This window comes from Angustibacter sp. Root456, from assembly GCF_001426435.1.
GTDB lineage: Bacteria > Actinomycetota > Actinomycetes > Actinomycetales > Angustibacteraceae > Angustibacter.
The window spans coordinates 208,228-220,739 of the sequence record NZ_LMER01000017.1 but is presented as its reverse complement, the minus strand read 5'-3'; the positions used below and the strand labels follow the sequence as shown (position 1 = coordinate 220,739).

At 73.4% G+C, this 12,512-nt stretch carries 9 protein-coding genes; 4 read left to right on the top strand and 5 right to left on the bottom strand.

Annotation, left to right across the window (positions count from 1 at the left end; genetic code table 11):
- Window positions 1–31 precede the first annotated feature (31 nt).
- From ASD06_RS12150 to ASD06_RS12140, 3 genes are all read right to left on the bottom strand, one after another.
- The gene (locus tag ASD06_RS12150) at window positions 32–1,087 is read right to left on the bottom strand and encodes a M4 family metallopeptidase (RefSeq protein WP_200942129.1); all 1,056 of its coding nucleotides are present in this window, start codon (window positions 1,085–1,087) and stop codon (window positions 32–34) included.
- A 78-nt stretch (window positions 1,088–1,165) separates the two neighbouring features.
- Entirely contained in the window at window positions 1,166–2,056 is an 891-nt protein-coding gene (gene panB, locus ASD06_RS12145) for a 3-methyl-2-oxobutanoate hydroxymethyltransferase (RefSeq protein ID WP_056677725.1), read from the bottom strand.
- On the bottom strand, window positions 2,053–3,876 hold the full coding sequence (locus ASD06_RS12140; RefSeq protein WP_056677723.1) for an NAD+ synthase: 1,824 nt from the start codon (window positions 3,874–3,876) through the stop codon (window positions 2,053–2,055). Before ASD06_RS12140 ends, panB begins: the two co-directional genes overlap by 4 nt.
- A gap of 75 nt (window positions 3,877–3,951) precedes the next feature.
- Between ASD06_RS12140 and ASD06_RS12135 the strand changes: the two genes are divergently transcribed.
- Complete coding sequence (locus tag ASD06_RS12135; RefSeq protein WP_056677720.1) at window positions 3,952–5,517, top strand: NAD(P)/FAD-dependent oxidoreductase; 1,566 nt, start codon at window positions 3,952–3,954, stop codon at window positions 5,515–5,517.
- Between the two features lie 86 nt (window positions 5,518–5,603).
- On the opposite strand, the gene ASD06_RS18920 is transcribed toward ASD06_RS12135, so the two are convergent.
- Both ASD06_RS18920 and ASD06_RS12130 read right to left on the bottom strand, forming a co-directional pair.
- Window positions 5,604–5,744 carry a hypothetical protein gene (locus tag ASD06_RS18920; protein ID WP_157371685.1) on the bottom strand — a complete coding sequence of 47 codons (141 nt, stop codon included), beginning with the start codon at window positions 5,742–5,744 and terminating at the stop codon, window positions 5,604–5,606.
- On the bottom strand, window positions 5,741–6,598 hold the full coding sequence (locus tag ASD06_RS12130; protein ID WP_157371684.1) for a type IV toxin-antitoxin system AbiEi family antitoxin domain-containing protein: 858 nt from the start codon (window positions 6,596–6,598) through the stop codon (window positions 5,741–5,743). Before ASD06_RS12130 ends, ASD06_RS18920 begins: the two co-directional genes overlap by 4 nt.
- Before the next feature lie 143 nt (window positions 6,599–6,741).
- On the opposite strand from ASD06_RS12130, the gene glnA reads away from it, so the two are divergent.
- The 3 genes from glnA (at window position 6,742) to ASD06_RS12115 (ending at window position 12,510) form a co-directional block, all read left to right on the top strand.
- The gene (gene glnA / locus ASD06_RS12125) at window positions 6,742–8,076 is read left to right on the top strand and encodes a type I glutamate--ammonia ligase (protein ID WP_056677876.1); all 1,335 of its coding nucleotides are present in this window, start codon (window positions 6,742–6,744) and stop codon (window positions 8,074–8,076) included.
- Between the two features lie 7 nt (window positions 8,077–8,083).
- Window positions 8,084–11,155, top strand: coding sequence for a bifunctional [glutamine synthetase] adenylyltransferase/[glutamine synthetase]-adenylyl-L-tyrosine phosphorylase (locus tag ASD06_RS12120; protein WP_056677715.1), 3,072 nt, complete (start codon window positions 8,084–8,086; stop codon window positions 11,153–11,155).
- 86 nt (window positions 11,156–11,241) lie between these two features.
- Complete coding sequence (locus tag ASD06_RS12115; RefSeq protein ID WP_162248075.1) at window positions 11,242–12,510, top strand: MFS transporter; 1,269 nt, start codon at window positions 11,242–11,244, stop codon at window positions 12,508–12,510.
- Window positions 12,511–12,512 lie beyond the last annotated feature (2 nt).

The window sequence follows — 12,512 nt, the reverse complement described above, 5'->3', positions numbered from 1 at the left end:
GCTTTCCCGGCGCCGGCGCGCCGAACGGGAGTCAGAGGATGCCGCGGGCGTGGAACGCGGCGGTGACGGCGTCCGCGGCCTGCTTGCCGTACATGCTGCGAGCGGTGGCGACGGTCTGCTGGGCGGCGGCGGCGAACGAGGTGTCCGGCGCGAAGCGGAACTGCGCGTCGACGATGACCCGGTCGGCCCGGGTGGCGCCGAGCGCCGTCCGGATGCTCCACAGCGCCTGCGACCAGATCTCGCCGTCCGCGTGCACCTCTCCCACGACGTCCTCGGGGTAGTGCTTGTTCTCGGCGAGCGTGCGCAGGCAGTGCGGCGCCCGGGTGTACGACGTCGAGTCCCAGTCGGCGACGCACGTGACCGCCGCGTTGAGCGGCCAGCCCTGCTGCTGGCGGACGTGCTCGCTGACGGTCACCGCGAGGTAGTCACCGAAGGCCTCGCCGATGCTGCCCGACTCCAGGGACGAGCCGAAGCCGGGCACCTGGGCGTCGTGCACCGCGTGTCCGTACTCGTGGACGATCACCTCGGCGTCCTCGGCGTCGTCGACCCCGCCCTTGCCGAAGCGCAGGAAGTCCTTGTGGTCGGTGGAGTAGGAGTTGTCGACGCCGTACTGGTTGGTGCGCACGTCCTGGCTCTCGGCGTTGACGGCGGGCAGGTCGGCGCCGAAACCGAGTGAGCGCAGGTACAGCTGGGCCTGGGTGACCCAGTAGTACGCCATGACCTGCTCGAACCGGTCGTCGTCGCGCCGGTAGGTGAAGATGTTGGTGGGGGAGTAGGCGGCCGGGCCGGTCTCGCTGACGACGTTGGCCCAGTCACCACGCAGGTAGCCCGAGCCGTCGAGGTTCGTGAGCGTCACGGTGGCGTACTCGCTCACCGGGACGGCGGTCGCGGAGTCCTTGCTGTCCGTGAGCGACTGGTCGCCGGACGACTGCACGGGGTTGACCTTGAACACGCTGGCGCTGCCGGTGCTGCCGGTGCTGCCGGTGCTGCCGCTCGAGGCGGCTCCGGCGGGTGCGGCCCAGGCCACGGCGAGCGCGGCGGCGGTGGTGGTGACGACGGTGCAGTACAGGCGCCTCGAGCGGGTCACGTCGACGAGTCCTTCCAGGTGGCTCCCCCGAGCAACGGTGGGCCGACCCTGGCACGAATCGGGCGCGATGAGAAGAGGTCAGGACTCGAAGGAGTGCTCCGCGGTGGGGAAGGCGCCGCCCCGCACGTCGTCGGCGTAGGCGCGGGCCGCCTGCAGCAGCGTGCCCCGCAGGTCGGCGTACTGCTTGACGAACCGCGCCATCTTGCCGCCGCGCAGGCCCGCCATGTCCTGCCACACGAGCACCTGGGCGTCGCAGTCCGGCCCGGCCCCGATGCCGATGGTGGGCACCTTGAGCACCTCGGTGATCTGCGCGGCCACGGGCGCGGGGACCATCTCCAGCACCACCGAGAAGGCGCCGGCGTCCTGCAGCGCGCAGGCGTCCTTCACGAGCTGCTCGCCCTGGTCGCCGCGCCCCTGCACGCGGTAGCCGCCGAGCACGTGCTCGCTCTGCGGCGTGAAGCCGAGGTGCCCCATGACGGGGATGCCGGCGGCCACGACGGCCTCCACGTGCTCGGCCACGCGACGTCCGCCCTCGAGCTTCACGCCGTGCGCGAGGCCCTCCTTCATCATGCGGGTCGCGGTGGCGAGCGCCTGCTGCGGTGACCCCTGGTAGGACCCGAACGGCAGGTCGGCGATCACCAGCGCGCGTCGGGCGCTGCGGGCGACGGCGCGCACCAGCGGGATCATCTCGTCGACCGTGATCGGCACCGTCGTCTCGTACCCGAGCACGTTGTTGGCTGCCGAGTCACCCACGAGCAGGACGTCGATGCCGGCCTCGTCGAAGATCTCCGCCGACATCTGGTCGTAGGCCGTGAGCATCGCGAAGCGCTCGCCGCGCTCCTTGGCCTGCTGCAGGTGGTGCACGCGCACGCGACGCGCGGGCACCGCCCCGGCGCCGGCCTGGTGCTGCGGCCCGGTGCCGTACGGCGCGGGCTGCTCGGCCGCGGGGTCACTCGGGTGCTCGGTCACTGGGGCTCCTTGGCGGTCGGCTGGTCGGCGGGCGCGGCCGGGGACCCCGGCTCGTTCTCCCGCCAACGGCTCGTGATGGGCAGACGGCGGTCGCGGCCGAAGGCGACGCGCGAGATCTTGGGACCCGGTGCGAACTGCCGCCGCTTCCACTCCGCGCGGTCGACCAGGCCCACGACGCGGTCGACCACCTCGGGGTCGAAGCCCTCCTCGACGAGCTCGGAGCGCCCTTCGGCCTCGACGACGTAGCGCTCGAGCACGGGGTCGAGCACCTCGTACGGCGGCAACGAGTCCTGATCGGTCTGGCCGGGCCGCAGCTCGGCCGAGGGCGGCTTGGCGATCGAGCGCTCGGGGATCGGTGGCGTCTGCCCGAGTCGCTCGGCCTCGGCGTTGCGCCAGCGCGCCAGCTGCCACACCAGCGTCTTCGGCACGTCCTTGAGCGGCGCGAAGCCCCCGACGCTGTCGCCGTAGAGCGTGGAGTAGCCGACGGCGAGCTCGCTCTTGTTGCTGGTGGCCAGCACCAGGTGGCCCTCTGAGTTCGAGATCCCCATGAGGATCAGACCGCGCACTCGGGCCTGCAGGTTCTCCTCGGCGACACCGGTGAAGCCGAGCTGGCGCTGCAGCACCGCCACCGCGTCGGCGATGGGCTCGACGCGGTAGTCGGCGCCGATGCGCTGCGCGAGGTCTGCGGCGTCGTCCTTGCTGTGGTCGCTGGAGTACTCGCTGGGCATCGAGATGCCGAAGACGTGCCGACCGCCGAGCGCGTCGGCGGCCAGGGCGGCGACCACCGCCGAGTCGATACCTCCCGACATCGCGATAGCCACCGACGAGAAGCCGTTCTTGCGCACGTAGCCCGACAGTCCCGTGACCAGCGCCGACCACACCTCGGCGTCGTCGTCCAGCCGGGTCGCGATCGTCGGGGGCTCGGGCGTGCGCTCCGGCAAGGGCTCCTCGCTCAGCACCACGTGCCGGACGTCGGGTCCGTCCCCGTCGGCGTCGACCGTCGAGGCCGCCAGGTCGAGATCGACCGTCAGCAGGTGCTCGGTGAACTGCGGTGCGCGGGCCAGCACCTCGCCGCCGGCAGAGACGACCACCGAGTCGCCGTCGAAGACGAGGTCGTCCTGGCCTCCGACGAGGTTGAGGTAGGCCAGGGTGCAGCCGGCTTCCGCCGCACGCCGTCGCACGAGGTCGAGCCGCGTGTCGTCCTTGCACCGCTCGTACGGCGAGCCGTTCACCACCAGGAGCAGCTCGGCGCCCGCCTCGCGCGTCCTGGCCACCGGGCCGCCGTCCTGCCAGAGGTCCTCGCAGATGGCGAGCGCGACGTCGACGTCCCCGACGCGCACCACCGTGAGGCCGTGGCCCGGCACGAAGATGCGGAACTCGTCGAAGACGCCGTAGTTCGGCAGGTGGTGCTTGGCGTACCGGGCCGCCACGCGCCCCTGGTGCAGCACCGCCACGCAGTTCTGCGGCATGCCCTTCGGGATGCCGGTGCGGCCGTCCTCCGAGACGCCGTCGCCGTCGGTGTCGGCGTCGCGGCCCTCGGCGCGGTCGAGGTACCCGACCACGACCGGCAACTGCCCGAAGCCGTCGCTCGCGAGGTCGGCGGCGAGCCGCAGCACCGCCGAGCGCGAGGCGTCGACGAAGGACCGACGCAGCGCGAGGTCCTCGACCGGGTAGCCGGTGAGCACCATCTCGGGGAACGCGACGAGCTGGGCGCCGGAGTCGGCGGCGCGAGCGGTCCACTCGCGGATCATGCGGGCGTTGCCCTCGAGGTCCCCGAGGACGGCATCCACCTGGGCGAGCGCGAGTCGCAGCTGCGGCATGCCCCCGAGCCTAGGGGCAGCGGGTGCCGTCGCGACCCGTGCCCGTCGTCACACCGGAGGCTAGGGTCAGCGCCCATGAGCGAGCAGCGGCGCGGCCGGGGAGATCGGTACGACGTGGTCGTGGTGGGCGGCGGGCACAACGGCCTGACGGCTGCGGCCTACCTCGCGCGCGCCGGCCGGTCGGTGCTGGTGCTCGAGCGGCTCGACCACGTGGGCGGAGCCGCCGTGTCGGCTCCGGTGTTCGAGGGCCTGGACGCGCGGCTGTCGCGCTACAGCTACCTCGTGTCGCTGCTGCCGCGCCAGGTGGTCGACGAGCTGGGGTTGTCGCTGCAGCTGGTGCGGCGTCGGTACTCCTCGTACACACCGGTTCCGGGAGCTCCGGAGCGCGGGCTGCTCGTCGACAACGGCGACCCCGAGGCCACCGCACGGTCGTTCGAACGCGCGGCCTCGGCGTCCGACGCGGCTGCGTGGCAGCGCTTCTACGCCATGACCGGCCGGATCGCCCAGCGCGTCTTCCCGACCATGACCGAGCCGCTGCTGTCAGCCGAGGCGATGCGGCGACGCGTGGACGACGACGAGGCCTGGGCGAGCGTCGTCGAGCAGCCGCTGGGCGACCTCGTCGAGCGCTCCTTCGCCGACGACACGGTGCGCGGCGTCGTCCTCACCGACGGACTCATCGGCACCTTCGCGTCCGCTGGGTCGGCCGACCTGCGCCAGAACCGCTGCTTCCTCTACCACGTGGTGGGCGGCGGCACCGGCGACTGGGACGTGCCGGTGGGTGGCATGGGCGCGGTGAGCGGGGCGCTCGCGGACGCCGCCCGCAGCGCCGGCGCGCGGCTGGTGACGCGCGCGGAGGTCACCGCGGTCAGCCCGGACGGCGAGGTGACGTACACCGACGACTCGGGGGCCCAGCACACGGTGGGCGCCGGTCACGTGCTCGCCGGGTGCGCGCCGTCCACCCTCGCCCGGCTCCTGGGGGAGGACGCCGGCGAGGCGCCCGAAGGGTCGCAGCTCAAGGTCAACCTGCTGCTGAGCCGGCTGCCCCGGCTGCGCGACGGCGACGTCGACCCGGCCGCTGCCTTCAGCGGCACCTTCCACGTCAACGAGGGCTACGCCCAGCTGCAGGTGGCGTACGAGCAGGCCTCGGCGGGGCGCATCCCCGACGTGCCACCGTGCGAGATCTACTGCCACTCGCTGTCGGACCCCTCGATCCTCGGGCCCGAGCTGCGGGCCGCGGGTGCGCACACCCTCACGCTCTTCGGGCTGCACATGCCGGCGCGGCTGTTCCGCGACGACAACGACGGCGCTCGCGAGCAGGCGCTCGCGGCCACGCTGCGCTCGCTGAACTCCGTGCTGGCCGAGCCGATCGAGGACTGCCTGCTGCGCACGGCGTCGGGCGAGCCGGCCGTGGAGGCGCGCACTCCGGTCGACCTCGAGGGTGACGTCGGCCTGCCGGGCGGCAACATCTTCCACCGCGACCTGTCGTGGCCGTGGGCCGAGGACGCTGCCGACGTCGGCCGCTGGGGGGTCGAGACGGCGCACCCGCGCGTGCTCCTGTGCGGCGCCGGCGCGCGGCGGGGCGGGGGAGTGAGCGGCATCCCCGGCCGGGCCGCAGCCATGGCGGTCCTCGCCGCGGGCTGACGCCGGCGAGCGGACGTGGGTGCGGCGAAGGTGTCGCGATCACGACCCGATAGCCGCACCCATCCCCGTATCGTCGGGCCGGCGCGTCAGCCGAGGCGAGGCGTCATCAGGACCGCCGGCCGCCGCCGTCCCGAGCCCTTGAGCTCGAGGTAGGTGCGTTCCACGCGGTGTCGCACGTGCCCAGGGCGCAGGGCGATGGAGCGCGGGGTGAAGGCGAGGACGGTCACGCCGTGCGCCGTGAGCTCGCCGTCGTCCTCCACCGTGGACTCCCAATCGGCGCCGCTCTCATGTGTCGCCGTGAGTGCACCATGAGGGCGAGAGCGACATCGTCGATCCAGAGGTCCGGTGAGAGCAGCTGCTGCCCGGCCACAGTCAGCACGGGGTTCGCGACCACAGGTGGCAGCAGCGTGCTCGCCCCGAGCGCGTCGAGCAGCTCGGCCTCGGGCGCCGACCACGCGCCGGCGCGCGCGTCGGCAATCGCCTGGCGCGCGAGGGCGCTGCCGCGGCGGGGTCCGGCGTCCAGCTCGTGCTGGAGGTCATCGAGGTCGGCGCGTCTGGTCTGCACCGCCTCGATGACGACGGCCCGGGCGTGGTCGAGGGTCGACGCCCAGCGCGCGGTGTCGACCACGGCGCGCGGTAGCGGGGCGACACGCAGGAGGCCGTCTCGGAGCGGGCGCTCGACCGGGCGGCGCGTCCGCGTGACCTGCACGAAGGCCACCGATCGCGAGTCCCGGTTCATGGGGACGAGCACGTGCACCGGTCGGTGGCCGCGCCCGGCCGAGAGCCCGTGCAACAGCACGGCGTGGTCACCGGACAGCACACCGTCCGGGCCAGCCAGCAGCTGAGCCGCGACCACCCGCTGGCGAGGCGACAGCCGCTGGGTGCTCGAGCTCACGACCGGTCCGGCGACGGCGCGCCAGCCCCTCCCCAGCCGCCAGCGAAGGGCGGCCCTCGTCAGCCCGAGCTCGTAGAGCTGGGCCCGCGTCGCGAGGCCGTGCTGGCGGGCGAACAGCGCGGCGACCCCGGCCCCGTCGTCCATGTCGACGAGGCTGGCCGACGCCGGCACGCCCCGAAAGGGCACGTGGACGATCTGTGGACGACGCGAGCGGGCGTGGGTGCGGCGAAGGTGTCGCGATCACGACCACCCCGCCGCACCCATCGCCGCACGAACCCGGTGTGGACGACGAAACGTCGGCGCAACGTGCGGACCCTAGGATGACGCGCATGGACAGGCAGCAGGAGTTCGTGCTCCGCACCATCGAGGAGCGGGACATCCGCTTCGTGCGGCTGTGGTTCACCGACGTCCTCGGCACCCTGAAGTCGGTGGCCGTCGCGCCGGCCGAGCTCGAGGGGGCGTTCGCCGAGGGGATCGGCTTCGACGGCAGCGCCATCGAGGGCTTCGCCCGGGTCTACGAGGCCGACATGCTCGTGCGCCCCGACCCGAGCACGTTCTCGGTGCTCCCGTGGCGCGGCGAGAGCCCAGGCACCGCACGGATGTTCTGCGACATCCTGCTGCCCGACGGCACGCCGTCGTTCGCCGACCCGCGCAACGTGCTGAAGCGCGCGCTGGCCAAGGCGTCCGACCTGGGCTTCACCTTCTACACCCACCCCGAGATCGAGTTCTTCCTGCTCGAGAAGCGCAAGGCGGGTGAGCCGCTGGTGCCGGTCGACCAGGCCGGCTACTTCGACCACGTGCCGCACGGCACGGCCCACGACTTCCGGCGCCAGGCCATCACCCTGCTGGAGTCGATGGGCATCTCGGTGGAGTTCAGCCACCACGAGGGCGGCCCGGGCCAGAACGAGATCGACCTGCGCTACGCCGACGCGCTCACCACGGCCGACAACATCATGACCTTCCGCGCGGTCATCAAGGAGGTCGCGCTCGAGCAGGGCATCTACGCGACCTTCATGCCCAAGCCGTTCACCGAGCACCCGGGCTCGGGCATGCACACGCACCTGTCGCTGTTCGCCGGCGACGGCAACGCCTTCCACGAGGCGGGCGCGCCGTACCAGCTGAGCAAGACCGGCCGCCAGTTCATCGCCGGCCTGCTGCGGCACGCCGCCGAGATCACCGCCGTCACCAACCAGTGGGTCAACTCCTACAAGCGCCTCATGGGTGGTGGCGAGGCGCCGAGCTACGTCTGCTGGGGGCACAACAACCGCTCGGCGCTCGTGCGGATCCCGATGTACAAGCCGTCGAAGGGCCAGTCGACGCGCATCGAGATGCGCTCGATCGACAGCGCCTGCAACCCCTACCTCGCCTTCGCCGTCGTCCTCAGCGCCGGGCTGAAGGGCATCGAGGAGGGGTACGAGCTGCCCGACGAGGCCGAGGACGACGTGTGGTCGCTGTCGGAGGCCGAGCGCAAGGCGCTGGGGATCCGCCAGCTGCCGACGTCCCTGGCCGAGGCGATCCACGTCATGGAGGACAGCGAGCTCGTCGCCGAGACGCTCGGGGAGCACGTCTTCGACTTCTTCCTGCGGAACAAGCGCGCGGAGTGGCAGGAGTACCGCGCGCAGATCACGCAGTTCGAGCTCGATCGCTACCTGCCGATGCTGTGAGCCCCGCGTGACGTCGTCGCGCGGAAGCAGCCGCGCCGCACGCCTGGTGCGGCTCGGGTTCGCCGACCCTGGGCGCGCGGAGCGGCTGCTGTCCGATCCCGCGGTGACCGGCCTGCTCGACCCCCTCGACGAGGTGTTCGACGACGACATCGTGCGCGACCTCGCCGAGAGCCCCGACCCCGACCTCGCCCTGCTCGGGCTCGTCCGGCTCATGGAGTCGCTGCGCGACATGGCACGTCGCGATCCCGACGACCCCCTCGTGCGGCAGGCGGACATTGGTCACCTCCTGCAGGCGGTGCGCGTCGCGGGTCCGCTGCGCGACCGGCTGTTCGCGGTGCTCGGCTCGTCGTCCGCGCTGGCCGACCACCTCGCGCGGCACCCGGAGCACTGGACGGCGCTCACCCGCGACACCCCTGCTGACGCCGCCGAGCTGCGGGCGGGCCTCCTGCGGGCCGTCGGTGCCGACCCGGCCGCGCCTGAGCCCGTCGCCGACTGCGCCGGACACGAGGCGCACGACCGCATGCGGGTGGCCTACCGGCACCAGCTACTGGCCATCGCCGGCCGCGACCTGACCACGCCCGAGCCGACGGCCGTCGTCGACAGCGTCGCCCGCGAGCTCGCGGACCTCGCGGCCGCAGCCCTCGAGGCCGGCCTGGCGGTGGCGCGAGCCGAGCTGCCCCCCGGGGCCGCCCCATGCCGGGTCGCCGTCATCGGCATGGGCAAGTGCGGTGGCCGCGAGCTCAACTACGTCAGCGACGTCGACGTCCTCTTCATCGCCGAACCCGTTGCAGCGCAAGAGATGGACGGCGACACGGGTCAGGCGGCCCTGGCTACGGCCCAGCAGCTCGCGACGGGCACGATGCGCGCGTGCTCGGTGTCGACCACCGAGGGCACGCTGTGGCCGGTCGACGCGAACCTGCGCCCCGAGGGCCGTGATGGCCCGCTCGTCCGCACGCTCGACAGCTACGCCGCGTACTACGAGCGCTGGGCCAAGACCTGGGAGTTTCAGGCGCTGCTGAAGGCCCGGCCGGTAGCCGGCGACACCGACCTGGGGCGCCGGTTCGTCGAGCTGACGTCGGCGCTGGTGTGGTCGGCGGCGGAGCGGCCGGACTTCGTCGAGGACGTCCAGGCGATGCGCCGCAGGGTCGAGGAGCACGTCCCCGCCGCCGAGGCCGACCGCCAGCTCAAGCTCGGTCGCGGTGGCCTGCGCGACGTGGAGTTCAGCGTGCAGCTGCTGCAGCTCGTGCACGGTCGCGTCGACGACGCCGTGCGCTCGGGCAGCACGCTGGAGGCCTTGGCCGAGCTCGCGCGCGCAGGCTACGTCGGCCGCGACGACGCCGCGGTGCTCGACGCCGCGTACCGCCTGCTGCGCACCCTCGAGCACCGCATCCAGCTGTTCCGCCTGCGGCGCACCCACCTGATGCCGACGTCCGCGGTCGACCTGCGCCGCCTGGGCCGCCAGCTCGGCGAGCGCGCCGACCCCGAGCAGGCGGTGGCGGCGGCCTGGAGGTCGCAGGCGCGCGAAGTGCGTCGCATCCACGAGCGGCTCTTCTACCGCCCGCTGCTGAGCGCCGTGGCCCGCCTCTCGAGCGACCAGGTGCGCATGACGCCGGAGGCGGCCTCGACGCGGCTGCTCGCGCTGGGCTACCGCGACCCCGCCGGTGCCCTGCGCCACCTCGCCGCCCTCACCGACGGCGTCAGCCGCCGCGCGGCCATCCAGCGCCAGCTGCTGCCGGTGATGCTGGGCTGGTTCGCCGACGAGGCCGACCCGGACGCCGGGCTGCTGGCCTTCCGTCGGGTCAGTGACGAGCTGGGCACGACGCACTGGTACCTCAAGATGCTGCGCGACGAGGGGTCGTCGGCCGAGCGGCTCGCGCACGTCCTGGCCCGCAGCCGCTTCGCCGGCGACCTGCTGCTGCGAGCGCCCGAGTCGGTGCAGCTGCTGGCCGACGACGGCGGCCTCCTGCCGCGCACCGGCGAGGCGCTGCGGGCCGAGGTGAGCGCCGTCGTCCGCCGCTTCGACGACCCGCAGAAGGCCGTGACCGCAGCGCGCAGCGTGCGCCGGCGCGAGCTGTTCCGGGTCGCCACCGCCGACCTGCTGCGTCGCCTCGACCTCGACGACGTCGAGCGGGCCCTCACCGACGTCGCGGCCGCGGTGGTCGAGGGAGCGCTGGCGGTCGCCGTCCGGGTCGTCGAGGCCGAGCGCGGCGGGCCGTTGCCGACGCGCCTGCTGGTTGTCGCGATGGGTCGCTTCGGCGGCCGCGAGCTGGGCTACGGCAGCGACGCCGACGTCGTGTTCGTGCACGACCCGGTCGAGGGCGCTGACGAGGAGGAGGCGCAGGCGGCTGCGCTGGCGGTGGTAGGCGAGCTGCGGCGGCTGCTCGCCGGCCCGGGGCCCGACCCGTCGCTGCAGCTGGACGCCGACCTGCGACCCGAGGGCAAGCAGGGGCCGCTCGTGCGCTCGCTGGCGTCGTACGCCGCCTACTACGAGCGGTGGTCGCTCGTGTGGGAGGCGCAGGCCCTGCTGCGGGCGACGCCGGTAGCGGGCGACGCGGAGCTGGCCGAGCGCTTCCGGGCGCTCATCGACGCCGTGCGCTGGCCCGCGGCAGGGCTGAGCGACGCGGAGGTGCGCGAGGTGCGGCGCATCAAGGCTCGTGTCGAGTCCGAGCGCCTGCCGCGCGGCGCGGATCCCGGCCGGCACCTCAAGCTGGGCCGAGGCGGCCTCGCCGACGTCGAGTGGACCGTCCAGCTGCTCCAGCTGCGGCACGCCGCCGACGTGCCAGGGCTGCGGCACACCGGCACCATGACGGCGCTGCGGGTCGCCCACGAGCACGACCTGATCGACCAGGCGGACGCAGAGGCGATGGCTGCGGCGTGGCAGCTGGCCTCGCGGCTGCGCAACGCGGCCGTGCTGTGGCGCGGCCGCCCGGTCGACGCGCTGCCGAGCGACCTGCGCGACCTCGAGGGCGTCGCCCGGATCGTGGGCTACCCGCCGGGGTCGGCCGCGCAGCTGGTCGACGACTACCGGCGCACCACGCGACGTGCTCGCGCGGTGGTCGAGCGGGTGTTCTACGGATGAGCGGCACCCACCGAGCCATGCGGACTGCCAATGGCACAGACGGCAGGAGACTCGCGCCCAATGTCCGATCCGGTAGCGTTCGGCCGGTGAGCGCGGGGACGGCGGACGGGGGCGACATGCGCATGCCGTCCTACGCTCGGGCGCTGCGCAGCCGCGAGTTCTTCGGGCTGTACCTCGCCCGCGTGCTGTCGGACTGGGGCGACCAGCTGGCCCGGGTCGCCATCGCCGCGCTGGTGCTGCACCGCTCGGGTTCGGCGTTCTTCGCCGCGGCCGTCTTCGCCGTCAGCTTCCTGCCGAAGGTGTTCGGGCAGGCGCTGCTCGGGCCGTACGCCGACCGGTTGCCGCGCCGCACGCTCATGGTCGGCTGCGACGTGCTGCGCGCGGCGGCGCTGACGTTGCTGGTGGTGGCTGTCATCCGCGGCATGTCGACCGCCGGGCTGCTGGTGCTGCTCTTCTTCGTCGAGCTGGCGGGAGCGCCGTTCTTCGCGGCCAGCAGGGCCCTGCTCACCGAGCTCTTCCACGAGCGAGCTCTCTACCTGCGGGCGAGCTCGCTCATGCAGATGTCGTTCCAGTTCAACCAGGTCGCAGGCGTAGCGCTCGGTGGGGTGGTCGTCGCGGCTCTCGGCGCCGACCGCGCGCTGTGGGTCGACGCCGCGACGTTCGCGGTGTCCGGTGTGCTCATCGCTGCCTTCGTCCGGCCGCGGCCAGCGGCCTCGGACGGCGGGGTGCCGGGCGTGCGCGACCTCGTCGACGACGTGCGGATCGGCATCGCCTACCTGCGCACGGACGTGTCCCTGCGCGCCCTGATGCTGCTGGCCTGGTTGATGCTGCTGGTGTTCATCGCTCCCGAGGCGGTGGCGCTGCCGTACGCCGCGTCGCACGGTGCGTCGACGGCGGCCGGCGGTCTGCTGCTGGCGGCCAGCCCCTTCGGTGCCTTCGTGAGCGTGCTGGTGATCAGCCGGTGGCAGCCGGTGGTGCAGGTCCGGCGGCTCGTGCTGCTGGCGATGTGCGTGCCCGTGCCGCTGCTGGTGCTCGCGATCGCGCCGCCGTGGCCGGTCGCGGTGGTGCTGTTCTTCCTCGCGGGCGCCTTCCAGGGCTTCATGGTGCCGCTCATGGCCACGTTCTCGCTGCTCAGCCCCGACCACCTGCGCGGGCGGCTGAGCGCCCTGGCTGGATCGGGATTCGCGCTGGTGTCGGCGGTGGCCTTCGTGGTGGTCGGGGCGCTGAGTGACGCGACGAGCCCGGCCTTCGCCGTGGTGCTGGCCGCCGCCGCGACCCTGCTCGTGCTGGTGGTCGTGCGGCTCCGGTGGCCGCAGCAGCAGCTCTGCGCGGCCGCCGAGCGTGCCTACGCCTGACC

Excerpts from the sequence above, each read along its gene's own strand:
- ASD06_RS12140 (WP_056677723.1), bottom strand. The coding sequence starts at position 3,876 with ATGCCGCAGCTGCGACTCGCGCTCGCCCAGGTGGATGCCGTCCTCGGG.
- ASD06_RS12135 (WP_056677720.1), top strand. The coding sequence starts at position 3,952 with ATGAGCGAGCAGCGGCGCGGCCGGGGAGATCGGTACGACGTGGTCGTG.
- glnA (WP_056677876.1), top strand. The coding sequence starts at position 6,742 with ATGGACAGGCAGCAGGAGTTCGTGCTCCGCACCATCGAGGAGCGGGAC.